The 25,785-nt window shown below is 42.6% G+C and carries 24 protein-coding genes, 1 tRNA gene and 1 other RNA gene; 6 read left to right on the forward strand and 20 right to left on the reverse strand.

The annotated features are described in order from the left end of the window. Positions 1 to 119: 119 nt before the first annotated feature. From ABC374_RS23730 to ABC374_RS23745, 4 genes are all read right to left on the reverse strand, one after another. The gene (locus ABC374_RS23730; RefSeq protein ID WP_413019935.1) at positions 120 to 1,046 is read right to left on the reverse strand and encodes an AEC family transporter; all 927 of its coding nucleotides are present in this window, start codon (positions 1,044 to 1,046) and stop codon (positions 120 to 122) included. A gap of 155 nt (positions 1,047 to 1,201) precedes the next feature. Continuing rightward, on the reverse strand, positions 1,202 to 2,074 hold the full coding sequence (locus tag ABC374_RS23735; RefSeq protein WP_413019937.1) for a LysR family transcriptional regulator: 873 nt from the start codon (positions 2,072 to 2,074) through the stop codon (positions 1,202 to 1,204). A gap of 148 nt (positions 2,075 to 2,222) precedes the next feature. Next, on the reverse strand, positions 2,223 to 3,020 hold the full coding sequence (gene fdhD, locus ABC374_RS23740) for a formate dehydrogenase accessory sulfurtransferase FdhD (protein ID WP_413019939.1): 798 nt from the start codon (positions 3,018 to 3,020) through the stop codon (positions 2,223 to 2,225). A 54-nt stretch (positions 3,021 to 3,074) separates the two neighbouring features. Continuing rightward, positions 3,075 to 3,437, reverse strand: coding sequence for a Na-translocating system protein MpsC family protein (locus ABC374_RS23745; protein ID WP_095390832.1), 363 nt, complete (start codon positions 3,435 to 3,437; stop codon positions 3,075 to 3,077). 333 nt (positions 3,438 to 3,770) lie between these two features. On the opposite strand from ABC374_RS23745, the gene fdhF reads away from it, so the two are divergent. The 3 genes from fdhF (at position 3,771) to ABC374_RS23760 (ending at position 7,696) form a co-directional block, all read left to right on the forward strand. Then, positions 3,771 to 6,710: a formate dehydrogenase subunit alpha gene (fdhF, locus tag ABC374_RS23750; protein WP_413019940.1), complete on the forward strand. Its 2,940-nt coding sequence runs from the start codon at positions 3,771 to 3,773 to the stop codon at positions 6,708 to 6,710. Between the two features lie 18 nt (positions 6,711 to 6,728). Further along, positions 6,729 to 7,205, forward strand: a complete 477-nt coding sequence (locus tag ABC374_RS23755; protein WP_063595796.1) for a helical membrane plugin domain-containing protein — start codon at positions 6,729 to 6,731, stop codon at positions 7,203 to 7,205. Positions 7,206 to 7,324: 119 nt separating this feature from the next. Then, entirely contained in the window at positions 7,325 to 7,696 is a 372-nt protein-coding gene (locus ABC374_RS23760; RefSeq protein ID WP_413019941.1) for a hypothetical protein, read from the forward strand. A gap of 68 nt (positions 7,697 to 7,764) precedes the next feature. Here ABC374_RS23760 and ABC374_RS23765 read toward each other — a convergent pair whose 3' ends face one another. From ABC374_RS23765 to secG, 6 genes are all read right to left on the reverse strand, one after another. Continuing rightward, the gene (locus ABC374_RS23765) at positions 7,765 to 8,739 is read right to left on the reverse strand and encodes a nuclease-related domain-containing protein (protein ID WP_413019942.1); all 975 of its coding nucleotides are present in this window, start codon (positions 8,737 to 8,739) and stop codon (positions 7,765 to 7,767) included. Positions 8,740 to 8,920: 181 nt separating this feature from the next. Beyond that, positions 8,921 to 9,282: a transfer-messenger RNA gene (gene ssrA / locus ABC374_RS23770) on the reverse strand. A gap of 123 nt (positions 9,283 to 9,405) precedes the next feature. Then, complete coding sequence (smpB, locus tag ABC374_RS23775; RefSeq protein ID WP_350300526.1) at positions 9,406 to 9,873, reverse strand: SsrA-binding protein SmpB; 468 nt, start codon at positions 9,871 to 9,873, stop codon at positions 9,406 to 9,408. A gap of 70 nt (positions 9,874 to 9,943) precedes the next feature. After that, positions 9,944 to 12,301 carry a ribonuclease R gene (gene rnr, locus ABC374_RS23780; protein WP_350300527.1) on the reverse strand — a complete coding sequence of 786 codons (2,358 nt, stop codon included), beginning with the start codon at positions 12,299 to 12,301 and terminating at the stop codon, positions 9,944 to 9,946. Between the two features lie 30 nt (positions 12,302 to 12,331). Next, entirely contained in the window at positions 12,332 to 13,078 is a 747-nt protein-coding gene (locus ABC374_RS23785; RefSeq protein ID WP_101223705.1) for an alpha/beta hydrolase, read from the reverse strand. A 141-nt stretch (positions 13,079 to 13,219) separates the two neighbouring features. After that, positions 13,220 to 13,453, reverse strand: a complete 234-nt coding sequence (secG, locus tag ABC374_RS23790) for a preprotein translocase subunit SecG (protein ID WP_034309999.1) — start codon at positions 13,451 to 13,453, stop codon at positions 13,220 to 13,222. A 177-nt stretch (positions 13,454 to 13,630) separates the two neighbouring features. Between secG and ABC374_RS23795 the strand changes: the two genes are divergently transcribed. Continuing rightward, entirely contained in the window at positions 13,631 to 14,173 is a 543-nt protein-coding gene (locus ABC374_RS23795; RefSeq protein ID WP_350300528.1) for a hypothetical protein, read from the forward strand. Between the two features lie 53 nt (positions 14,174 to 14,226). Next, positions 14,227 to 15,057 (forward strand): M15 family metallopeptidase, encoded by an 831-nt coding sequence (locus tag ABC374_RS23800; protein WP_413019944.1) that lies wholly within the window; start codon positions 14,227 to 14,229, stop codon positions 15,055 to 15,057. A gap of 168 nt (positions 15,058 to 15,225) precedes the next feature. Here the strand turns inward: ABC374_RS23800 and eno are convergent, their stop codons facing one another. The 9 genes from eno to ABC374_RS23845 all read right to left on the reverse strand — a co-directional run bounded on the left by eno (position 15,226) and on the right by ABC374_RS23845 (position 24,518). Beyond that, the gene (eno, locus tag ABC374_RS23805) at positions 15,226 to 16,521 is read right to left on the reverse strand and encodes a phosphopyruvate hydratase (RefSeq protein ID WP_034309992.1); all 1,296 of its coding nucleotides are present in this window, start codon (positions 16,519 to 16,521) and stop codon (positions 15,226 to 15,228) included. Between the two features lie 30 nt (positions 16,522 to 16,551). Then, positions 16,552 to 18,087 carry a 2,3-bisphosphoglycerate-independent phosphoglycerate mutase gene (gpmI, locus tag ABC374_RS23810; RefSeq protein ID WP_413019945.1) on the reverse strand — a complete coding sequence of 512 codons (1,536 nt, stop codon included), beginning with the start codon at positions 18,085 to 18,087 and terminating at the stop codon, positions 16,552 to 16,554. Beyond that, the gene (gene tpiA, locus ABC374_RS23815; RefSeq protein ID WP_413019946.1) at positions 18,080 to 18,841 is read right to left on the reverse strand and encodes a triose-phosphate isomerase; all 762 of its coding nucleotides are present in this window, start codon (positions 18,839 to 18,841) and stop codon (positions 18,080 to 18,082) included. Before tpiA ends, gpmI begins: the two co-directional genes overlap by 8 nt. A 47-nt stretch (positions 18,842 to 18,888) precedes the next feature. Next, positions 18,889 to 20,073: a phosphoglycerate kinase gene (locus ABC374_RS23820; protein WP_350300532.1), complete on the reverse strand. Its 1,185-nt coding sequence runs from the start codon at positions 20,071 to 20,073 to the stop codon at positions 18,889 to 18,891. A 247-nt stretch (positions 20,074 to 20,320) separates the two neighbouring features. Then, complete coding sequence (gene gap, locus ABC374_RS23825) at positions 20,321 to 21,328, reverse strand: type I glyceraldehyde-3-phosphate dehydrogenase (RefSeq protein WP_133351126.1); 1,008 nt, start codon at positions 21,326 to 21,328, stop codon at positions 20,321 to 20,323. Between the two features lie 32 nt (positions 21,329 to 21,360). Further along, entirely contained in the window at positions 21,361 to 22,395 is a 1,035-nt protein-coding gene (locus ABC374_RS23830; RefSeq protein ID WP_413019947.1) for a sugar-binding transcriptional regulator, read from the reverse strand. A 139-nt stretch (positions 22,396 to 22,534) separates the two neighbouring features. Further along, on the reverse strand, positions 22,535 to 22,786 hold the full coding sequence (locus ABC374_RS23835; RefSeq protein ID WP_137023278.1) for a glutaredoxin family protein: 252 nt from the start codon (positions 22,784 to 22,786) through the stop codon (positions 22,535 to 22,537). 5 nt (positions 22,787 to 22,791) lie between these two features. Then, positions 22,792 to 24,129 carry an RNA polymerase factor sigma-54 gene (gene rpoN / locus ABC374_RS23840; protein WP_350300535.1) on the reverse strand — a complete coding sequence of 446 codons (1,338 nt, stop codon included), beginning with the start codon at positions 24,127 to 24,129 and terminating at the stop codon, positions 22,792 to 22,794. Positions 24,130 to 24,446: 317 nt separating this feature from the next. Continuing rightward, positions 24,447 to 24,518, reverse strand: a tRNA-Arg gene (locus ABC374_RS23845). Between the two features lie 289 nt (positions 24,519 to 24,807). On the opposite strand from ABC374_RS23845, the gene clpP reads away from it, so the two are divergent. Continuing rightward, positions 24,808 to 25,416: an ATP-dependent Clp endopeptidase proteolytic subunit ClpP gene (gene clpP / locus ABC374_RS23850; RefSeq protein WP_063233960.1), complete on the forward strand. Its 609-nt coding sequence runs from the start codon at positions 24,808 to 24,810 to the stop codon at positions 25,414 to 25,416. A 96-nt stretch (positions 25,417 to 25,512) separates the two neighbouring features. On the opposite strand, the gene ABC374_RS23855 is transcribed toward clpP, so the two are convergent. Further along, positions 25,513 to 25,770 (reverse strand): HPr family phosphocarrier protein, encoded by a 258-nt coding sequence (locus ABC374_RS23855; protein WP_101223717.1) that lies wholly within the window; start codon positions 25,768 to 25,770, stop codon positions 25,513 to 25,515. Positions 25,771 to 25,785: the final 15 nt, after the last annotated feature.

Raw genomic sequence — 25,785 nt, forward strand, 5'->3', positions numbered from 1 at the left:
AATATCTTCGTTTTCTTTGATTGCCCAACTAAAATGCATAACTTCCATAACTTCCATATTGTTCATAAAGTTTTATCGCAGGAAAAGGGGGAAAGGACTGCTCCTTTTGAGCAGCCCTGCTAGAATAATATTTTTGATAGATATACGACCATCGTTACTGTTATGCTGCTGAATAAAGTCGACATCAAGACTGCCTGTGCCGCAAACTCCGGATGGTTGTCATATTCCAAAGCGAATAATGCGCTGTTTCTCGATGTGGGAAATGAGCTTGCGATAAACAACCCTTGGGCGACAGTTCCTTCCAAGCCCAGCATGAGGATGATCAGGAAGGCGATGGATGGTGAAAGGATCAACCTTCCAACCAAGCTAAGGATAAGCGGAAGCGGGAAATGCGTCATTTTCAAATAGGCACTCTGTGCACCCAATGTAATCAGGGCAATGGCTATGAAGGCACTCGCGATATTATCAATAGGGGTCCATAAGAACAGAGGGATTTCGAAAGAAACTGAATGTAATATTAAACCAAGCAATAAAGCATAAATGACGGGGTTCTTCAAGAACTCGCGAATGGCACCCTTTGCACTTTTTGTATGGACGGAAACGGAATTCATCAATCCATAGGTATAGGTCAACAGGTTTTGAAAAATGATCACGATGACTTGTATCGACAGCCCAAGAGGATTTCCGTGAAAAACCATCTGGCTGACGGGTAACCCGAAATTGGCTGAGTTATTCAGGACTACACTATTTTTAAACGTGGCCGAAAGACTTTGATCAAACCTGGCAAGTTTAGCAATCACTGTACTCACGATGATGAGGCTTACTGCTTGAAGAGCAAGGAAGCTGAATATCTGGACGATCATCCCCCCGCCCATTTTACTTTGATAGATATTAATAAAGCTAATGGCCGGCATGAGCAGGAAATGATTCAATTTAGACAGCGTATTCATATCCAACTTGAATTTACGATGCAGAATGGCCCCCGCCCCTATAAGGAAAAAAACCGGTACAATGACATTCAATACGATCAGAAACAGGACACTCACTTGACTTCCTCTCCATTCCTTAGGCAAATTCCTGATGATTTACATCTCCCATCTATCATAATGCCGGGATAACCATAATTAAAATACCAATAAATTATCGTTATCCATTCGAAAAAGGAATGATAAAAAAGCACAGAGGTTTCTGCGCTCCCAGTTTAAATGTCCCTCATGAAATCGACGCCTTTGACAAATTCGACAAACTCTTTGACCAGCTTTAATTCCAGCGACTTTTCATGATATAACATCCACGTATTCCTGATAAGGGGATTACCTTGCTTATCCTTAAGGTCCATTTGACGGAGATTTTGGTCCTTCTCCAATAAAACACTGGGGAGGATGCCATATCCCAGGCCATTCCTGACCATTTCTTTGCATGTATCACCTTTGTCCACTTCCATCCCCACCAAAGGAGGTCCGGAAAAATTGTCTCTCCACCAATTATCGATCATTGTTTTCAAAAGAGCATCTGTCCCATAATCGATCCTCGGCAAAAAAGGCAGGTTCCGGACTTCGATTTCTTCCTTGGAAGCAATACAAATCGTTTCCTCAAAAAGGTGATGCCTTGACCCTGACCATTGATAGTCCCCCCGAACGATCCCGACATGCACTTCCTCCTTGTAAATGAGGTTCAGCACTTCTTTACTCCAGCCAGTTGTCACATGGAAATCCACTTTAGGATATCGCTCACGAAATAATTTCAGCAGGCCTGGCAATTTATGCAGCGTAATATAGTTGGAAACACCCAGCCGTAATGTCCCACTGATTTCCTGACCCATGTTGAATGCCGTCTCTTTTATCTGCCGGAGCCTGATCAGCATCTCATCTGCACAGTTGGCCAAATATTCCCCTTGAGGTGTGAACTGCACTCCCCTTGTTCCCCGCTCCACAATCTTTAGATTGAATTCCTTCTCTATTTGTTGAATCCGTTTCGTTAAAGAAGGTTGCGAGATATATAAACTTTGCGCCGTTTTAGTAATATTCTTGTGTTCATGCAACACCTTTAAAATATGCCAATCCCTTTCGTTCATAACCCTTCCCCCGATACGCATTTCCTTGAATGTTTTATCCAAACTGTACCACAAAAGGCCTGTTGGATATATCCTTTTACAAGTACACAAAAAGCCCAAGCCATGTTGGCAAGGACTTTCCGATACGCATCGTTCTAGCGAATGATGCTCATTCATTCAATTGAATTCTTTCAGGGCATGTGTAGATATTCAGTGAATCATTACGAATGAATCCGACCGTGGTGATTCCCAATCCTTCAGCCAACTCCAAGGCCAATTCGGTTGGAGCGGATTTCGAGAGTATCAGTTCACAGCCGATTTTCGCCACTTTCAAGAGAATTTCCGATGAAATACGGCCGCTGAACACGATAGCTTTCCCTTCTATCGAAATACCATTTTTCAGGCAATGGCCGTATATTTTGTCCAAGGCATTATGCCGTCCGATGTCCATCCTGCTTAATACGAGGCCATTGACATCACATAAAGCGGCATTGTGGACTCCGCCCGTGTTCTGGAAGGTGACAGCAGAATTTTGTAAATCCTTCATCAAGCGGAAGCAGTCATCAGGAGTCAGTTTCACCGAAACATGATCCATTTTCTTGGCAGTCAATGCATCATTCACAAAGACGAAACCTTGTCTGCTCATTCCGCAGCATGATGTAATATACCGCTTATTTTGAAAGTCCTGGAAGTAGGGATTCACTTTATCTGTCTTCACATGAACAAAGCCTTCTTTCTCCTGGACCCAGATTTCTTTTATCTCATCATATTTTTTGATGATGCCTTCCGAAGCCAAATACCCAATCACCATATCCTCGATGTATTCGGGTGTACAAACCATCGTGACGAATTCCTGACCATTTATTTTGACAGTAACGGGATACTCCGTTACGATCGCATCCTCTGTCCGCTCGATGTTACCTTTGGTTATCCGGATGATGTCCCTCTTGATTTCAATCGCTTTCATGTTCCCACTCCTTTTAATATCCAGGAGCCAATTGACCAATATGTAGGAACATGGTCAATGCCCGTTGAGTTTGTCCGCTATATTCTTATCAAATACGAATACGGAAATCGCTATGTTCTCTTTGATTTTGATGTCTGAAAACAAATGGAGCAATTTAGCTCCAACCAGTTCTTCCATTCCATCAGGAGGACTCTCCGAATACACATCCTGAACCATTTTGGTTCGTGCAGAATGGACCATATCCCTTCCTTCCTCCGATCTTGATATGAACATTTCCGTAGGAGTCAAATTTCCATACAACGTAGAAACGGCCATATTTTCCACGAAAACCGTGTGTATTCGTTCTGGTCCTTTACCGAATAGTTCCTTGCGCAGCTTACGAATCATATCATTGAATTCATGGATAACTTTTGACACCGTTGCGTCACTCCAATTCAAGAAAATTAAGTTCTCAATTTTCTTATCATAAATCAACGCGAAGAAAAACGAAAGGAATTTGGGAATGATACCCTCTTTCCAGGATTGTTTCTTTTCATAATTAAAGGTATAATATCAATGATGAAAGTTGGGAGCATAATAGTGTACTGTTGTGTCCTATCTTTTTTAAAATTATCCATAATGGTATGGATTGGTATATTGGCAAGCTTTGCTATTAAACTATTCCACCATGACCTACATTTCCGTTCAGAGACGGAGGTGTAATCATGGTGGTTTTTTTGCGTCTTTTTGGCTATAAAAGGGGGAAATATAATGAGCGATTCAAACATCACCATCACAATCAACGGGAAGGATTATACCGCTAATGAAGGAGCGACAATACTGGAGATCATCAACCAAAATGAGATGGCTCATCCACAGATTTGTTATGTTCCTGAAGTGGATCCGATCCAAACATGCGACACATGCATCGTCGAGGTTAATGGGAAACTCGTCCGGTCATGTTCGACAAAAGCAGTGAGCGGCATGGATATAGCCTTGGACTCAAGCAAGGCAAAAGAAGCCCAGACCGAGGCCATGGACCGGATCCTGGAAAACCATTCTTTATACTGTACTGTATGTGATAATAATAACGGAAATTGCAAACTGCATAACACAGCAGAATTAATGGAAATTGAACACCAAAAATATCCTTACACACCGAAAGTGGAATTGGGTGCCGTCGATATGTCCCATCCATTTTACCGCTACGATGCCAATCAATGCATCGCATGCGGGCAATGTGTTGAAGTCTGCCAAAACCTTCAGGTCAACGAGACGCTGTCCATCGACTGGGAAGCAGAACGCCCTCGGGTAATCTGGGATGAAGGAACGGAAATCAATAACTCATCTTGTGTAGGCTGCGGACAGTGTGTAACGATTTGTCCATGTAATGCATTAATGGAAAAATCGATGCTGGGTGAGGCTGGTTTCATGTCAGGTTTGAAAAACGATATGCTTGAACCAATGATAGACCTTGTCAAAGAAGTGGAGCCTGGATACAGCGGGATTTTTGCCATTTCGGAAATTGAAGCGGCAATGCGAGAGACACGGACGAAGAAAACAAAAACGGTCTGTACGTTCTGTGGGGTAGGATGCACATTCGAAGTCTGGACAAAAGGCCGTAAAATCCTTAAAGTCCAACCTACTCATGAAGCACCCGTCAATGCGATATCCACATGTGTCAAAGGGAAATTCGGTTGGGACTTCGTAAACTCGGAAAAACGTTTGACAAAGCCCCTGATTCGGAAAAATGGAAGATTCGTTGAATCAAGCTGGGATGAAGCACTTGATTTGGTTGCATCCAGACTCGGTTCGATCAAACAGCAATACGGCGGAAATTCAGTAGGCTTCATTTCCTCTTCCAAGATCACAAATGAAGAAAACTATGTAATTCAAAAACTGGCACGGCAAATGTTCGAAACGAATAACGTCGACAATTGCTCACGTTACTGTCAATCCCCGGCAACAGACGGACTGTTCCGTACAGTCGGCATGGGCGGAGACGCTGGTACAATCAAAGATATCGCCGCAGCAGGTCTTGTCATCATCGTTGGGGCAAACCCGGCAGAAGGACACCCCGTACTGGCGACACGCGTTAAACGGGCTCACAAGCTTCACGGACAAAAACTGATCGTGGCCGACATCCGCAAAAACGAAATGGCTGAGCGTTCCGACATCCATATCAGTCCAAAACAAGGAACGGATCAAGTTTGGTTGATGGCGGTTACAAAATATATGATCGATCAAGGCTGGCATGATAAAGAATTCATCAATGAAAATGTTAACTTCTTCGACGATTATAAAGAAGTACTTGAAAAATACACCCTGGAATATGCAGAAACACACACAGGTATTTCTAAAGAAACATTGATCCAAATAGCTGAGACGATTCGCGATGCAGACGGAACATGCATTCTCTGGGGAATGGGCGTCACACAAAACACCGGTGCCTCCGATACTTCGGCTGCAATTTCCAACCTGCTATTAGCTACAGGCAACTACCGTCGCCCAGGAGCGGGAGCTTATCCGCTTCGCGGCCATAACAATGTACAGGGCGCTTGCGATATGGGTACCCTTCCAACATGGCTCCCGGGATATCAGCATGTTACCGATGACGTGGCACGTGCTAAATTCGAAAAAGCTTATGGAGTGAAAATCGATGGCAAACCAGGCTTGAACAATATTGAAATGCTTAAAGCGATAGAAAAAGGCGACATGAAAGCGATGTATCTTGTAGGTGAAGATATGGCACTTGTTGACGCGGATGCAAACCATGTTGACAAGGTGTTATCAGGATTGGATTTCTTTGTTGTCCAGGATATTTTCCTTTCAAGAACAGCCCAATATGCCGACGTGGTATTGCCCGGAGCTCCATCTCTTGAAAAAGACGGTACGTTCACCAATACAGAGCGCCGTGTACAGCGTTTATATAAAGCCCTTCCCACTATGGGAGATTCTAAGGCGGACTGGGAAATCACTCAGGAGATCGCAAACCGCTTAGGTGCAAATTGGAACTACACTCACCCTAGTGAAATCTATGATGAAATGTCAAGCCTGTCGCCGATATTCAGCCAAGCCAATTACGAGGTGCTGAAAGGATGGAACAGCTTCCTATGGGGAAGCCATGATGGATCAAGCACGCCGCTTCTTTATGTGGATGGCTTCAACTTCCCTGATAAGAAAGCACGCTTTGCACTGGCTGACTGGGTGGAGCCGCATAAATTCCCGAAAGAATATGACCTTCATATCAATAATGGACGCATGCTGGAGCATTTCCATGAAGGCAATATGACGAACAAATCCAATGGAATCCAATCGAAAGTACCTGATATTTTCGTTGAGGTTTCACCTGAACTTGCCAAAGAACGTAAAGTCAGTGATGGCGGACTCGTTCGCTTAGTGTCTCCATTCGGGGCCGTTAAGTTAAAAGCCCTGATCACAGACCGCGTTAAAAATAATGAGCTATTTTTACCGATGAACTCCGTTGATAAAGACTCTGCCATTAACTTTCTGACCGGTCCTATCTATGATCAACGCACAAGCACGCCTGCTTACAAACAGACGATGGTCCGCATGGAAGTATTAAGCGCAAGCGGGGACAATCCATTACCGGGTACCAATCCACGGAACAAAAAACGCCATCCTCAAAATGGTGTCGAGGTTGAACGTAAGTGGGCACGTCCAGGGTATGTTCACTTAACGGATAAATAAACAAGGAGGGTGAAGATCATGGCAGCTCCTATTACGGAAATCCATAATCCCATTACTGAGGAAGAAATAAAGCTTCAAAAACTGGAGGAACTGAAAACGCTGATCACCGATAATGAAGATGCCTTGAACAATATGTTTAAAATCGTCAATGAACTGAATGACTCGGGAGTATTCGAAGCCGCGACCTCCATGCTTCAAGGAAAAGAACAAATTGCCAAAATCGCACTCCAACAAATCACAAGGCAACCTGTAACAAACCTGATCAATACCCTTATGGGGGCAACAGGAGCCTTGATGAACGCCGATGCCGCACAATCCACGAAACTGCTGAACAGTGCACTTGCAGGAATCGATGAAGGAAACAAATTCCTTCAGGCCGACAAGAAGATCGGCGTTCTGGATTTAATGAAAACATTGAATGATCCAGACATAAACCGGGCGATCGGCTTTGGCGTTCACTTCCTAAAGGGAATGGGCAAGGAATTAAAAGAATAGAAACGGAACAAAGACTCAAGAGAAGCTTCTTTTGAGTCTTTGTTCTATCATATGGCTTATAGCTGCAAAACTGCTGAAAGTGAGCTTTGGATAATATTAGCATTGGAGTGGATGATTTAATGAATCAAGAGGAAAAAATTAAGGAATTAGAACACGAATTGTTTTTATTGAAGCATGCATTTTTTAAACTACATTATAGTATGGCCCCGAATTTAAAATCTAGGTATTATGAGTTATTATCACATGGCTTTAAAGAGCAAGAGGTTAATGAGTTAGATAGATTTTTCATGTGGGTTTACGGCACAAAAAATTACCCCACAAAGGAAGAAATGAGAAAAAAAATGGCAGATATAAAAAATATGGAGATTGAAGAATTACATATTGCCTCAGTAAAAAAAATCTTATTAGCTTATCAAGCTGATGGAGTTTTTCCAGTAATAGATATTATTTTGGAGGATTTCCAAAATGTTGATGTAAATATAGAGAAATGATTTTTACTATTAAGGAATGGTATAGAAACTATTCCTTTTTTTATGATTAAGGCAAGATCACTCAGAAATCACTCATCAAAATTCAGGCTGTACACCCTCCCTTTATTCGCACCTTTGCTTGTCAATTTCAATGATTGCAAGATCCTCGTTGCACTCGATGAAGACGAAATGTTTAAAAAGTCCCTCAACTGCCGATTCGTTATGGTCGAGCCTAATAGATAAAAATAATCTCGTAAAGCCGGGATATGTGCTTTTTTACTGGATAGTTGGCATTGAGGGCAAATCCATGTGCCATGCCTTCTACATAACTGATTCCCCTTGCAATTCTCACATATCACACCTTTTATTAGGTCCTTTTCGGTAAGGTTGTATCGTTCCAGAATGGAAAAGTCCGCATCGGTGTGGAATTTATTCATTACACGAACTGCCTTTTTCAAGTCTTTTTCACTAAAACAGGTGTCTGTTATGAAGTCTTCCATTTGACTAATTTTATAAGGAAGTGCATCGCGATGGATAACTTTATAGTGGAGTTTATGGTTTCCAGGAGCTGTACGGATGATTGTTTGGGGATTACTGATGACAATCAATGAAAGGATGGGCAGTGAGGGAAAACCGTTTTTCAAGAACCAATTGGTCAATTGTGATCCCTGGCGGCTGACTTGTATGATGGGATCAGGAAATGCCGTTTCTTTTCCTTCTATCGTTCGAATGAGCTGATTGAAATGCGGATCAAAATAGATCGCCCCTGCAATGTTCTTCACTTCAATGATAAGCGCATATTTCTTGGAGATTAATAAAGTATCCAGCTGAAAAAAACGTGATTGATCCTGCAGCCTTAAATCGTGGAAGATGAAAAAGCTTTTCGGTTCAAGAAAGCTTAATGGAAAATCAATGGAACATTCCCCTTTATAGCCCGCTTCCCTTTTTTTGAGATCGTTCATGATTAAGGGGATTTTAGGGTGATTCGGAGGAAGCCTGCACGCTAATGCACGTAATTTACGGATGGCAAGAGGAACTTTTCGCTTTTTTACAATCAATTTCATCGCTCCAATCTTGGTTTCTCTCAAAGGATTTTACAGCAAATGATGGAAATTGTACAATTTATCTGCGAAATTGGGAATATATCTTCGGAAATGGAGATATATCTTCGAATTATACGATTTATCGATTTTTCGACAAAAACGACGAAAAAAAACACAAATAAAAAACCACCAATATATGTATTGGTGGAGACGGTGGGAGTCGAACCCACGTCCAGACATAACGGCACTTAAGCTTCTACGAGTGTAGTCGATATATTCGCATTTCGCGAACTCATTAGCCTATCGACAGGCGGCAGAGCAGCTAGTCTGATTGGTCTCTTCCTTCATCCTCAGACGGTGGATTCCGGCGTATCCCACTTAGAGTGAGTCCCTTACCCTACCACGTGGGCCATGGAGGGAGGAACAGCTATCGACTGTTATTAAGCAGCGAAAGCTAGGTTGTTGTTTTGTTTGCCAGTTATAGGCGTTGACGTTTTAACGAGGCCGATCCCCTCGACTCGCAACTTAAGCTCGAACTATCCCTGTCGAATCCGTAACGTCCCCATGATAGAAATGGAGCGTACGAGAGAAGAATAGTCAGCAAGTTGGCTGATATTCAATTGTCATCGGTACAGGATTAATTATAACAGATTGGTTCAAAAAATCAATTGTAAGGTCTTGGCAGTTCTACATTTTCTGCCGATCACGGAAAGCACGTTCGATATCACGTTTCGCTTCCTTCTTCTTCAGGTCTTCACGCTTGTCATATTGCTTCTTCCCTTTACCCAGACCGATCAAAACCTTGGCAAAGCCATTTTTCAAATACATTTTCAACGGTACAATCGTGTAACCTGTTTCCTTTGTTACACCGATCAGTTTACTGATTTCTTTCTTATGCAAAAGAAGCTTCCGTGTCCGCAACGGGTCATGGTTAAACTGGTTTCCCTGCTCATAGGGGCTTACATGCATATTATAAAGATAGATTTCTCCATTTTCTATTTTAGCGAAGGCATCCTTCAAATTCACTCGGGCCGCACGGATGGCCTTGATTTCAGTCCCCTTCAAAACGATTCCGGCTTCAAACGTTTCTTCAATAAAGAAATCATGATAAGCCTTTTTATTTTGTGCTAGTTGTTTACCTGAGCCTTTTGGCATCTAACTCTCCCCTTTTTACATCCAATCGCGGCAAGAGGATGAAATGATCATCATCCCCCCGCCTCAATCTTTATCTCTTTTTTGGTTTTCTCTTGCGCTTGGCAGCTGGCGCATTTTCAAAGAATTTTTTCTTCTTTTTCGGTTTTTTCTCGGAAGAAGGAGCATTTCCATTACGGCCGCCGCCTTTTCCTTCATTACGTCCTCCATTGCCGCCACGGCCGCGTTTGCGTTCACCTGAATTGGCTTTGAATATTTTCTTCTCGCCAGATGGACGCGGACGGCTTACCTTCATGCCGATAATTTCAAAATCGATGGCGCGTTCCTCTTTATTTACGTTGGAAACACGTACGTCGATCTCATCGCCAATCCGGAACACATTACCCGTACGTTCCCCGATCATTGCAAGCTGACGCTCATCGAAGCGGTAATAATCATCCGTCATGAAGCTGACATGGACAAGTCCTTCAATGGTGTTCGGCAGCTCGACGAACATCCCGAAATTCGTGACCGAACCAATGATCCCGGTATACTCTTCGCCGATTTTATCCAGCATATATTCCGCTTTCTTCAGATCATCCGTTTCCCGTTCAGCATCGACTGAGCGACGTTCACGTTTCGATGTATGATCGGCAATCTCAGGTAAATTGGCATTCCATTTCTCCTTCGTAGCTTCATCCAGTTTACCTTCCACCAAGTAGGTCCTGATCAATCTGTGCACGATCAAATCCGGATAACGACGAATCGGCGATGTGAAATGTGTATAAAACTCAGCAGATAAACCAAAGTGACCTAAGCTCTCCGGATCATATTTCGCCTGTTGCATGGAACGAAGCATAACGGTGGATATGACCGTTTCTTCCGGTTTACCGGCAACCGCCTCAATGATTTCCTGTAACGCCTTAGGATGAACGTCATTGGCCGATCCCCGGACAATATATCCGAAGTTCGTAATGAATTCAAAGAAACGCTGCAGTTTTTCCGGCTTGGGATCTTCATGAATACGGTAAATGAACGGTACGTCAAGACGGTGGAAATGCTCAGCAACGGTTTCATTAGCCGCAAGCATGAACTCTTCAATCAGCTTTTCGGCAACCGACCTTTCACGTAAAACCACATCGGTCGGATGGCCTTCTTCATCAACGATGACTTTCGCTTCATTGAAATCAAAGTCAATCGCTCCGCGGTTCATCCGGTTCTTGCGAAGGATGGCAGCTAACTTCTCCATGTCCTGGAACATCGGCACCAACGCTTCATAGCGTTCGAGCTGTTCTTCATCTTTATCGACAAGGATTTTGTTCACATTTCCATATGTCATACGTTCCGTCGTCTTAATGACACTTTCAAAAATCTCATGGTTGACGACTTTGCCATCTGGCGTGATTTCCATTTCACAAGAGAGTGTAAAACGATCGACTTGTGGATTCAAGGAACAAATGCCATTCGATAAACGATGCGGGATCATCGGGATGACCCTGTCCACCAAATACACGCTCGTCCCTCTTTCCAAGGCTTCCTTATCGATTGGTGATCCTTCCTTCACATAATGGCTGACATCAGCAATATGAACACCCAGCTTGTAATTGCCATTTTCAAGTTTTGAAACAGTGACGGCATCATCCAGGTCCTTTGCATCCGCTCCATCAATCGTGACCAAAACATCATTTCGCAAATCCCTGCGGCTGCCAATTTCACTTTCTTGAATGGTATCCGAAACGGCATTGGCTTGCTCCATGACGTCATCCGGGAACTCCATCGGCAAACCATATTTATGGATCACGGAAAGAATATCTACTCCAGGATCATTTTTATGCCCAAGAATCTCAATGACTTCACCTTCGGCACTTATGCGTCCTTCAGGATAAGAAGTAAGCTTGACGACAACCTTATGGCCCTCTACCGCTCCATGTGAAGCATGCTGCGGAATGAAAATATCGTTTGCGATCTTTTTATCATCAGGGATGACGAAACCAAAACTTTTACTTTCGGAGTATGTACCGACCACTTGTGTAATACCGCGTTCAAGAATTCTGATGACCGTGCCTTCTTGCCTTGAGCCCGATGTTTCCGAAGATACTCGTACCATGACGACATCTCCATGCATCGCTGTGCCCGTTTCATTCGGCGGAATGAAAATATCATCCATTCCTGGGTTATCTTCAGGTGTGACAAAGGCGAATCCCTTAGCATGTCCTGTTAATTTACCGCGGAACAAATTCATTTTTTGCGGCAGCCCGTAACGATTGCTCCTCGTTCTGACCACCAATCCCTTTTCTTCCATCTTTACTAAAGCCTTAACGAAATTCTTGAAATCTGCCGAGTCTTCGATTTTCAAAGCCTCTTCTAGTTCTTGTACCGTTAACGGCTTATACGCTTCATCCGTCATGTATGTCAGAAGCTTATTAATATGTTCTTGAATGTTATCTTCCATGAAAACCCTCCTATTCAGGGTATAATTTTGTTATTCGGCCCAATCCAGACTTTCTAAAAATTCCAATACATCTTCATGCAGCTGGTCCTTTTCTTTATCAAGAGTTATGACATGACCGGATTCTTCATACCACTTGATTTTTTTGACCGGTGATTCAATGGCATCAATAATAATATCGGCACTTTTTGGATTGATAACATCATCATGCCGACCCTGCACCACAAATGTCGGCGCGTATATAAGGTCGACGTGCTCTCGTACATCCGTTATCAATTCCTGAAGGGCTTTCAATGTATTCATCGGTTTATCGGCAAGGAGGTCCATTTCAAGCTCTATTTGCTCTTGAGTTTTTCCTTCATACTTCTTAAATTCTCTGGCGTACTCCAATACTCCTTTAAACATCATTTCTTCACTTTTGATATACATAGGCGCACACATTGATACGATACCCTTTATAGGTACAGTGTAACCTAATTTAAGAGAAAATACGCCTCCTAATGATAGTCCGGCAACAGCAATTTCTTCATGGCCTTTGCTTTTCAGGAAATCGTAGGCCATCATGACATCTTTCCACCAATCTTCCGGACCCGTTTTCACCAGCTCCTCCGGGGGGACGCCATGTCCTTTATAGTGCGGGGCATGGCAAGTGTATCCCTGTTTCTCCAAGTAACGCCCCAGCATCCGTACATCCGCTGAATTCCCCGTAAATCCATGTAAAAGTAAGACAGCTCTTTTTCCGCCTTCAAAAGTAAAGGGCTGCTGCAGCTTTATTTTCATGATCTTAAGCTCCTTTATCTGTAAATAGAATTTTAAAACATCCCTATCCTATAATTAAGTACTAAAATCACTATATCTATTCATGTAACTATTGTGCAAAGAAAAAAGTCTAGCTATTTAGCTAGACTCATTTTTGATCCATTACACATCAAAGTATGCAACAAGTAAAGTTAAAGCAAAGAATAAAATCGCCAATACTATTGTCGCACGATGTAAAACCAGGTCCAAACCGCGTGCCTTTTGCTTTCCGAATAGCTGCTCAGCACCGCCGGCAATCGCACCTGATAAACCTGCACTCTTACCTGATTGAAGCAATACCGTCACAATGAGGGCGATACTGACAATCACTAAAAGCGTTATGAGAAATGCATGCATGCAATTACACCTCCTGAAGAACCAATAAACAATTACTTTAACTTTACCACACCCAATAAATATCCACAATCTTTGTTATACTATGATGGTAAGAATTCCTAAAAATCCATAGTCATTTATTTTCTTTTTGAATCAAAGTTTGAGATAATTTGCATAAATAGAGAAAGAGGTGTCAACATGTTTAAGTCCATACTCCGGATTCTTGATCTCCTGACCATCCTATTCTCGGCGGTTGCCGGCTATTCTTTATGGACAGGCGGAAGCAATTTCATCAGCGTCCTATTAATCATCCTATCACCGCTTTTATTGCTGCTGGCAAAGTATCACGGAAATCGATACTTATTATTTGCTGCATATATCACGACAACCGTTTATTTTACTGCTATTATTTATAATGGACTTTCCAATAGCGGTATCGACTTTTTCCAATCAAGCTTCAATGTCCTCCTGATCGGGGCAGCAGCCGCCTTGCTGAGCGTCATAGCGGCGGTCATTGGGTTTGGGACCAATACTCTTACGATTCTTTGGTTATCGCTTCACGCCCTTGTCACATTCGAGACAATCAGGATGTCATCTGGTTTCCTTTCGAGCTTTTGGTCTGATCCCGTCGTGGAAACCGCAGTCCGTAACGATTATCCATTTTTATTGATGGTCGTCTGGATTGGCTTATTTCTTGATAAATATCAAAGTGAATTAACAAGGGATTACTTATCACGATAATTTTTCAACTACTTTTATTGGAAATCTTATATTAAAAGCAAGGGGCCTTTCATATGTTAAAACCTATATTTGCAGTAACCGCTCTATCATCTTTCATTCTTATGGCTGGCTGTTCATTCGACCTGACCAGCAATGATGAAAAAGAGCAAAAAGAAGAACAACCGAGCTCCCAGGAGACTGAGAAGGAGACAGAAACTGACAAGAATAATGATTCAAAAGAATCGGCCCAACGCCAGGTGGAAGTTGATGAAACGGCTAAACCCGGACAGGCCGGCCTTCAGACATTAGCCCATCCGGAAGGCATTCCTGTACTTGTCAATAAACAATACAGCCTGCCTGAAGATTACAAACCTGCTGACCTTATCTACCCAAAAGTGGATTTCATCTTTGAAGATAAAATCGATAAAAGAATGATGCGCGAGGAAGCGGGAAAGGCACTTGAAGTAATGTTCCAGGCTGCCGAAAAAGAAAACATGCACTTTGCCGGCGTTTCCGCTTATCGCTCTCACCAAAGACAGATCGAGGTCTTTAATAACTATGTGGCTAAAGATGGGGAAGAAAAAGCGAAAACCTACAGTGCAATGCCTGGGACAAGCGAGCATGAAACGGGACTCGCGATTGATGTCACGACCCACGATGGTGCATGTGCCGCCCAAGACTGCTTCGGTGATACGAAAGAATCCGCCTGGCTTGCTGAACATGCACATGAATACGGATTTATCATCCGCTACCCTGAAGGCAAGGAAAACATCACAGGTTATAAATACGAACCATGGCATATCCGTTATGTTGGTGTCGATACCGCAACTGAAATCTTTGAAGCGAAGATTACATTAGAAGAATACTATAATGCCGTACCAGTGGAAGCTGTATCGGATAATTAAAAAAAGGTGCCCTGATGCGGCACCTTTTTTTTATTAATCAAACGTTTGATTAAATCCTTTCAACCTGGAAGAAGTGGCTGGTTTATGGGCATAAAAAACCTCCTATTCAATGTGGATGGCCACATTGAATAGGAGGAGAAATTACTGTAATCCAAATTCTAGCAAAGATTACTTCTTCAAGTTATAGAAAGATTTCAAACCGCCATATACAGCCAAGTCACCAAGCTGGTCTTCGATGCGAAGAAGTTGGTTGTATTTAGCGATACGGTCCGTACGGGACATGGAACCAGTTTTGATTTGTCCTGCGTTTGTTGCAACGGCGATATCAGCGATCGTTGCATCTTCCGTTTCACCGGAACGGTGGGAAACGACTGCAGTGTAGCCTGCGCGTTTAGCCATTTCGATTGCATCAAACGTTTCAGTCAGTGTACCAATTTGGTTCACTTTGATCAGGATGGAGTTGCCGATGCCTTTTTCGATGCCTTCAGCCAATTTTTTCGTGTTCGTTACAAAAAGATCGTCACCAACAAGCTGAACTTTAGAACCGATGCGTTCCGTTAAAAGTTTGTGGCCATCCCAGTCATTTTCATCCAGGCCGTCCTCGATGGAGATAATAGGGAATTCATTCACTAGCTCTTCATAGAAAGCTACCATTTCTTCGGATGTAACACCATTGCGGCCTTCGCCAGCAAGATCATATTTGCCTGTTTCTTTGTTATAGAATTCAGATGAAGCCACGTCCATGCCAAGGTAGATATCTTCGCCTGCTTTGTAGCCAGCTTTTTCAATTGCCTCGATGATGACTTGAAGCGCTTCACGGTTTGAACCAAGGTTTGGCGCAAAGCCGCCTTCATCGCCGACTGCCGTATTCAAGCCTTTGGCAGAAAGGACGGATTTCAAGGCATGGAATACTTCTGCACCCATACGAACTGCTTCTTTGAAGCTAGGAGCGCCTACAGGAAGGATCATGAATTCCTGGAAGTCAACATTGTTATCGGCATGTGATCCGCCGTTAATGATGTTCATCATTGGAGTCGGAAGTTGTTTCGCATTGAACCCTCCAAGGTAACGATACAATGGTAAACCTGAAAATTCTGCAGCGGCATGGGCAGCAGCCATTGATACGCCAAGGATTGCATTAGCTCCCAAGTTTCCTTTGTTTTCAGTGCCATCCAATTCAATCATAGTAAGGTCAAGGCCTGCTTGGTTCGTTACATCCAAACCGATGACAGCTTCAGCAATGATATCATTTACATTATCGACTGCTTTTTGTACCCCTTTACCCAGGTAGCGAGATTTATCTCCGTCACGAAGCTCAACCGCTTCGTGTTCTCCTGTTGAAGCACCTGATGGTACGATTGCACGTCCGAAGTATCCGGACTCTGTTTGGATTTCTACTTCTATTGTTGGGTTACCACGGGAATCTAGCACTTCGCGTGCATATACATGTTCGATGTACGGCATTATAAATCTCTCCTTTTCCTATTCACAATTTTATTTAGATAATAGGGATTTCCCTGTCATTTCAACAGGTTTTTCGACTCCAAGCAAGTCAAGCATCGTTGGAGCTAAATCGCCTAAGATACCACCTGTTCTTAATGTTACCTGATTTTTAGTGATAATGACAGGAACGGGATTCGTAGTATGGGCTGTCATCGGGTTGCCTTCAAGCGTTACGACTTCATCAGCGTTCCCATGGTCAGCGGTAATGATAGCTGTACCGCCTTTTGAGACGATTAAATCGACAATCCTGCCTAGGCATTCATCCACTGTTTCAATCGCTTTAATGGTAGGCTCAAGCATCCCTGAATGACCAACCATGTCTGGGTTGGCAAAATTCAAGAGAATGGCATCAAAACGGTCAGCCTCAATTTGTTCCACCAATGCATCCGTTACTTCATAAGCACTCATTTCCGGTTGTAAATCATATGTAGCGACTTTCGGAGAATTAATTAAAATCCTCTCTTCACCAGGAAACTTTTCTTCACGTCCGCCGCTCATGAAAAACGTCACATGCGGATATTTTTCAGTTTCAGCGATACGAAGCTGAGTAAGCTGGTTTTGGGAAAGTACTTCCCCTAATGTATTATCAAGATTTGTCGGATTAAATGCAACATATCCGTCAACTGTTTCTGAAAAATGTGTCAAGCAGACAAAATGGAGATGCTTCGGATGTCCAGGGCCGCGGTCAAATGAGCGAAAATCCTCATTCGTGAACGTATTGGAAATCTGGATCGCCCGGTCTGGACGGAAGTTATAAAAGATTACGGCATCATCATCTTTAATCGTCGCCACCGGTTTACCGTCTTCCGCCGTTATGACTGAAGGTATCACGAACTCATCAAAAATACCATGTTCGTAGGAATCCTCGACACATTCCATCGCGGAAGAGTAAGCAGGGCCATCACCATACACCATTGAACGGTAGGATTTCTCCACACGTTCCCAGCGCTTATCACGGTCCATCGAATAATATCTTCCGGATATGGTCGCAAACTGTCCAACACCGATTTCCTTCATTTTCGCTTCCGCTTCCTTAATATAACCTTGCGCCGTTTTCGGTCCGACATCACGACCATCTAAAAATGCATGTACATATACATTTTTAACTCCTTCTTTAGCGGCCAATTTCAGCAGGGCATACATATGATCAATATGACTGTGCACGCCGCCATCTGAAAGAAGACCGAAAAGATGAAGGTCCGTGCCTTTATTCTTGGCATGACTCATGGCATCGACCAAAGTTGGGTTTTGGGCAAACTCACCTTCACGGATAGCAAGGTTCACACGGGTCAGACTTTGATAAACGATCCGTCCTGCCCCGATATTCAAATGACCCACTTCCGAGTTCCCCATTTGACCGGCAGGCAAGCCGACCGCTTCCCCGCTTGCAGTTAAATGGGAATGCGGATACTGTTCCCAAAAACGGTCAAAGTTCGGTTTTTTCGCATGAAAAACAGCATTTCCCTTTTCCTCGTTACGGCAGCCGAAACCGTCTAAGATGATAAGTGCCACAGGCGACTTACTCATAGTGACCAGCCTCCAGCAATTGTAAAAATGAATCGGATTTCAAGCTTGCACCGCCAACCAACGCACCGTCTATATCAGGTTGTGCCATGTACTCTTTAATATTCTCAGGTTTTACACTGCCACCGTATTGAATGCGGATGGCTGCAGCTGCTTCATTTGAAAATTTGTCGGCAACAACCGAGCGGATATGCGCACAAACTTCATTAGCATCTTGAGCAGATGACGATTTTCCTGTTCCAATCGCCCAAATCGGCTCATAAGCAATAACGGCTTGTTTCAATTGATCGCCAGATAATCCAGCTAGGCCTTTTTCAATCTGGCTGCCTACGAAATCATTCGTTTCGCCAGCTTCCCTTTGTTCAAGTGTTTCACCGCAGCAAACGATTGGGGTCAACCCGTGGGAAAAAGCGGCATGAGCTTTTTTATTAACGGCTTCATCCGTTTCGTTGAACATTTCCCGGCGTTCAGAATGACCAAGTATGACGTAAGATACACCAAGATCAGCCAATGCGATTGGGCTGATTTCTCCTGTGAAAGCACCGCTTTCTTCAAAGTGCATGTTCTGCGCCCCGATCTTCACATCGGTTCCTTTTGCTGCTTGAACCAGCTGATCCAAAAATAAAGCTGGAGCACAAACAACCGTATCGATTACCTCTTGCTTCGGAATCAAATTGCTCACTTCTTCTAAAAAGGCAGTCGCTTCAGATAGTGTTTTATTCATTTTCCAGTTTCCTGCAATAATCGGTTTACGCATTTGGTTTCTCATCCCTTCTAATGTTGAAATATGTAACGGTTTAAATCTTATTTATCGTTCAAGGCCATAACGCCAGGCAACTCTTTGCCTTCCATGAACTCAAGAGATGCACCGCCGCCAGTTGAAATATGGGACATCTTTTCTGCCAAGCCAAACTTTTCTGCAGCTGCGGCTGAATCCCCTCCGCCTACAATGCTGTACGTATCGTTTGCTTCCGCCAAGGCTCTAGCAACGGTTTTCGTTCCATTCGCAAATTTATCGAACTCGAATACACCCATTGGTCCATTCCAAATGACAAGCTTGGAACTTTTGATTACATCCGCAAATAATTCACTTGTTTTTGGACCGATATCAAGAGCCATTTTATCATTTGGAATAGCATCGATATCGACATTCTCTGTTTCTGCATCAGGTGAAAATTCAGCAGTAACGACTGCATCGATAGGCAAATGAAGCTTTACGCCTTTTTCTTTTGCACTTTCGATGAACGATTTGGCCAATTCTATTTTGTCTTCTTCCAATAAGGAATTACCGATTTCATGACCTTGCGCTTTAATGAATGTATAACCCAGTCCGCCACCGATGATCAAGTGATCGACTTTTTCCAAAAGGTTTTCGATAACGCCTATCTTATCCTTTACTTTTGCTCCGCCAATTATAGCTGTAAAAGGACGTTCTGGGTTGGATAGGGCTTTTCCCAGTACAGAAAGCTCTTTTTCCATCAGCAATCCGGCAACGGCTGGGAGATGGTGCGCTATTCCTTCAGTTGAAGCATGTGCACGATGCGCAGCTCCGAATGCATCGTTAACATAAACATCAGCAAGTGCAGCAAATGACTTCGCCAATTCTTGATCGTTCTTCTCTTCTCCTGGATAGAAACGAACGTTTTCCAACAACAGGATCTCGCCATCTTGCATGTTATCAATGATTGATTGAACGGTCTCACCGTAAGCTTCTTCTGCCTTTTGCACATCCTTGCCACTAAGTTCGCTTAGTCTTTCCGCAACAGGTGCTAGACGCAATTCTTCTACGACTTGTCCTTTAGGACGGCCAAGGTGGCTGGCTAAGATGACTTTAGCGCCTTGTTCTGTCAGATAGGAAATCGTCGGCAGTGCAGCTTTGATTCTCGTATCATCCGAAATCTTTCCGTCTTGCATCGGCACATTGAAATCGACACGGCAAAATACGCGTTTCCCCTTTAATTCAATATCTCTAATCGACTTTTTATTCATAATCCAAGAACCTCCTTAGATATCGTTATCATATTTTTGATTTCTTTAGTCAAAAAGGGAGAGGGTAAATTTCCCAACTCCCCTTTTCTCTTTTTCATTATAGTCGGTTTCCAGGAAATTATCCAAAAACAAGAAATGTAAACGCTTGACTGATTAATGACTTACTAATAATATCATCTTCTGCCAAGTTTTTTTAGAGGTGTGATAAAAAAAACCTCACCTTGGTGAGGTTTTTTTATTATTCTAATTACAATCCTTTTTTAGCCAAATAGTCGATTAAATCAACCACACGGCTAGAGTATCCTGTTTCATTATCATACCAAGATAATACTTTAACCATGTTTCCTTCCATTACCATTGTGGAAAGGGCATCAATTGTAGATGATGATGGGTTACCGTTATAGTCAGTTGATACTAGCGGAAGTTCGCTGTACTCAAGAATTCCTTTTAATTCGCCTTCAGAAGCCTTTTTGAATGCTGCATTTACTTCTTCAACTGTTGTGTCTTTTTCAAGTTCTGCAACAAGGTCGACAACAGATACGTTTGGAGTAGGTACACGCATTGCCATACCATTCAATTTCCCTTTAAGTTCAGGAAGAACAAGTGCTACAGCTTTTGCTGCCCCAGTTGTTGTAGGAATGATATTCTCGGCAGCTGCACGTGCACGGCGATAATCTTTGTGTGGCAAATCAAGGATTTGCTGATCATTTGTATAAGAGTGAACAGTAGTCATCATACCGCGCTTGATTCCGAATTGTTCATGAAGCACTTTAGCAAATGGAGCTAAGCAGTTCGTTGTACAAGAAGCATTGGAGATTACATGGTGGTTAGCTGCATCATATTTGTCTTCGTTTACACCCATTACGATTGTGATATCTTCATCAGATGCAGGAGCAGAGATGATTACTTTTTTCGCGCCAGCTTCTAAATGCTTAGCTGCATCTGCACGTTTCGTGAAACGTCCTGTAGATTCTACTACCACTTCTACTCCCAGTTCACCCCATGCTAATTGTGCAGGGTCACGTTCAGCCAATACTTTGACTTTATGACCATCAACAACAAGGTAATCCCCATCAACTGATACTTTTTCATTAAGAGATCCATGAATTGTATCGTATTGAAGAAGGTGCGCTAACATATTAGCATCCGTTAAGTCGTTAATAGCAACAATCTCTACCCCAGGATTACTCAATGCTGCACGAAATACATTACGTCCAATACGTCCAAAACCATTAATACCAACTTTTACTGCCATGAAAAATTCCTCCTTTTAAGTTCGCAAATATATTAAGGGGTGTAATTCCCCTGAATTAACTCTTGTGCCGCCGCTTCATCCGTGATTAAAACGGTTGATGAAGGTGCGCCTTTCATGTAGGAACGGATAGCCTTTGCTTTAGTTTTACCACCTGCCACAGTTATCACTCGCTTTTCAGGGCTAAGATCATCTAACTGGATGCCGACTGTTAAAACTTTATGAACAACTTTGCCGTTTTCATCGTAATAATAACCGAATGCCTCTCCTACAGCATTTCCATCTAACAGCTTCTTTAACATTTCTGGCGAAGAATTTCTTCTTTCTGCCATCGCCATGGCATCACCAATTCCATGAATGATCATATCGGCAGATTTGATTTGGGAAATCACTTCTTTAATTGCAGGTTCCTTCTGAAATGAAGCATAAACCTCACCGCTTAATTGATCGGGTACATATAACACTCTGTATGAGGCCTGTGCCTTCTGGGCCATTTTTTCGACAATCGTATTGGCCTGATTCTGCACTGCTTCACCAATTCCCCCGCGGGCCGGGACAAATGTCAATTTCTTCGACGCTTCATCAGGTGACAACGAATCAGCCACTTCGGCCATTGTCGATCCGCCAGTTACCGCAATGATATTCTTTGATTTCCATTCTCGTTTCATACGGATTGCACAAGCTTTACCCAATTCTTTTTTCACCCATGGGGTCTCATCACAATTTCCTGAGACGATAATGACCTCATCCACTTGCAATAAATCCTGCAATTGCCGTTCCATTATGTCTATACCCATTACTTCACGCATTATTCCTTCTAACTTATCCAGGATTTCAATCCCTTCATCAGTCAGCGTCATGCCAGAGCTGAATATGTTAACCAGGTTCTGACTTTTCAGAAAATCAACCTCGCCTCTAAGCGTCCGCTCTGTCAAATTAAGGCTCACGGACAGACTGCGCCTTCCAACCGGCTGCATCATTTTGATATAACGCAGGATATCATATCTTTTTTGCATAACCATAAGGAAATCAGGTAATAATTTTCTTTGTACCTCGAGTAATGTACGCATATTTAAAACTCCTAAAAAGTTAAGTTGGACATTTAATGTCCCGCGTAGTCATTTTCTGTCCCACTTAAAACAAAAAAATATTCCTGCTACATATTTTATTCTAGCAGGAACGGAATGTTTCTTCAAATGATTTGAAAAATTATTTTTCCAAAAGGCGATTTAGAGCTGATTTATCAACGTTCCCGAATTGAACGATATCATCTTTCCATTCTACGACAGGAATCATCAGCCCGAATTTCTCAAGCAAATCATCATCGGTATGGATATCGATTTCTTTATAGCCTATGCCTGATTCCTCTTTCACTTCTTCAAGAACCTGCTTGGCTTTATCGCATAACGGGCATTTATCCCTACTATATAAAACAAACGCATTTGATTCCAAACCACTCATCCTTTTCAATCATATCTTTTTCGTTTAGATGAAGAAGGGATACCTAATTGTTCGCGGTATTTGGCAACGGTTCGGCGTGCCAGGATTATTCCATGCTCCTCTTTCAACCGTTCTGCCAGGTCTTGATCCGAAAGCGGCTTTTGTTTATTTTCCCCATTGATGGCTGCCTGCAGGCTCTTTTTTGCCTGCATGCCCGACATATCCTCATCAAGGCCGACCGACTGTAAAGAAGTAGTGAAAAATATCCGCATCTCTATCGTGCCAAATGGTGTCTGCACGTATTTCCCTTTGACCGCCCGGCTTACTGTGGACTCATGTATACCAAGTTCGTCGGCGATTTCCTTCATCGTCATCGGTTTCAAATAGTTCAGGCCATGATGAAAGCACGCCGGCTGTTTATCGACGATGCACTGAATGACCTTCAATATAGTTTCTTTCCTCTGTTGGATCCCTCTGGAAATCCATTGGTATTCCTGCCACTTATCCTGGATAAACCGTTGAACCCCCTGATCCTTATGGCTCTTCATACGGTTTAAATACCCTTTATCCACATTAAGATTAGGTGTGTTACCATCATAATTCCCGACAAGCAGCATGCCATCACGAACTTCCACGACCACATCCGGCACTATATAAGAAGGTTTTTCCTGAAAAAAGAGTGAAGCCGGTCGCGGGTTCAATGTCTGGACATAATCAAATACTTCTTGAATCTCCTTCATTGTAACACCGATTTTCTTACTTAGGTCTTTCCAGCGCTTTTCCGCAAAATCGAGGAAATGGTTTTCTATGATCGATTCTGCAAGCAGATTCATACCTTCTGCTTGCACTTGAAGCAACAGGCACTCTTGAAGATTTCTAGCTCCAATTCCATGCGGCTCGAGTTCCTGTAAAATTGAGAGGCTTTCTTCCAAAACGATCGGAGATATACCTGGGATACATATATCATCCAGCTCAGTCCTCAAGTAACCGTTTTCATCAAGGTTATGAATTAATAGCAGCAATGCCTTCTGCTGCTCACCGGTAAGCTGCTGGTGATTCACCTGGGACATGATATGCTGTTCAAGCGATATAGTATCTTCACTGATCTGTTCAATCCAATAGTTGGCATCATACGTATTCTTAAGAGTCCGTTTCCCCTTTTTCCGGTCAAAAGTTGGCTGAAATAAAGCCGATGTTGGCTGATCTATGGACAGTAATGGATTCTCCACCATTTTATTTTCTAAAAAAGCCGATAGCTCCTGCGAGGAGTATTGCAGCAATGTAATAGCTTGCATAAGCTCCTGGGTCATTGCCATCTTTAATGTTTGCTGTTGAAAAAGTCCCGCTTTCATATTCATACTCATCGATTCACCCCTCCCCCACTCCATTTTACATTATCAGGAGAAAATTCTACACAAAAACCCATGAAAACGCTTACGTTTTTTTCTGAATAGTTTATTTGTTTTTAAATACTATATGTTAGAAATGCAAATTTAACAACTACTTTTATTGAAAAATCACCATTTTTTAATAGTGTGGGCGAATATTTTCAAGACAGGCCTGACATTCCAGAATTCGATGAAATATTACAGAAAACGAGTAAATTCACCAAAAATCTTAGGAACACTCTTAAAATTGACCAATAAAAAATCCCCCGCTTTATTAAGCAGAAGATTGGTAATGCCCTCGGCAGGAATCGAACCTGCATTTCAAGCTTCGGAGGCTTGCGTTCTATCCGTTGCACTACGAGGGCGTATTAGAAAATATTTTTTCAACAGACTTCATTATATGATAGAATCCCCTCCTTTGCAAGGGTTATCAGGTTTAAAACTTCTTCTTTTGGGTATTATGGGTAATGTGGAAATTCATCCCTGTGCGGCATAATATATAAAGTAATCTATCAGGAAGGAGCCATAGCCAGAAAATTGTCGAACAAATTATCCATTATAGGGTTTGTTTTGTTTGACCTAAATTGACCAAAAAGTGTATCATACATACATAAAGAATTTAAATGATTCTCTTAATCGAAGGAGGAAATGAACATGAATTTAATTCCTACAGTTATCGAACAAACAAGTCGTGGGGAGCGTGCCTACGATATTTATTCCCGTTTATTAAAAGACCGGATCATTATGCTAGGAAGTGCAATTGACGATAATGTTTCCAACTCCATTGTTGCTCAATTACTATTTTTAGAAGCGGAAAATCCTGAAAAAGATATCACTCTATACATCAACAGCCCTGGTGGAAGCATCACTTCCGGTATGGCCATTTACGATACTATGCAATATATCAAACCTAATGTATCCACAGTATGCATCGGTATGGCCGCTTCCATGGGTGCTTTCCTATTGGCCGCTGGCGAAAAAGGCAAACGTTATGCGTTGCCAAACAGTGAAGTCATGATTCACCAACCACTTGGAGGAGCTCAAGGTCAAGCTACAGAAATTGAAATTGCTGCCCGCCGTATCCTTCACTTGAAAGATAAACTGAACCAAATCTTGGCAGAACGTACTGGTCAACCTATTGAAGTCCTTCAAAGAGATACGGAACGTGATAACTTCATGACTTCCGAAAGAGCCCTTGAATATGGCTTGATCGACAAAGTCATCACGCGCAGCATCCTTGATGATAAAAAAGACTCTAAATAATCTTGCAACAACCGGCTCCGGAGAACGCCTTTAGCGACTTCCGGAGCTTTTTTACATAATGAAAAAAAAGGATGCTCTTTTAAGCATCCTTTTCTTTTAACCCTCTTGCTGAACGAACTCTTCCAATGCCTCTAACGCTTCTTTTTCATCGCGTCCTTCGACGATTAACTTCACGGTCACGCCAGAACTGATGGCAAGGCTCATTAATCCCATTATACTTTTTGCGTTCACTTTCTTTCCTTCTTTTTCAAGAAAAACATCTGAATGAAAGCGGTTAGCTTCTTGTACAAAAAGAGCCGCCGGCCGCGCCTGTAAACCCGTTTTCAATTTTACCTCAACTTGCTTTTCCACCATCTTGATCTCCCCTGT

Origin of the sequence: Peribacillus phoenicis (genome assembly GCF_047238085.1) — a bacterium.
Lineage (GTDB): Bacteria > Bacillota > Bacilli > Bacillales > DSM-1321 > Peribacillus.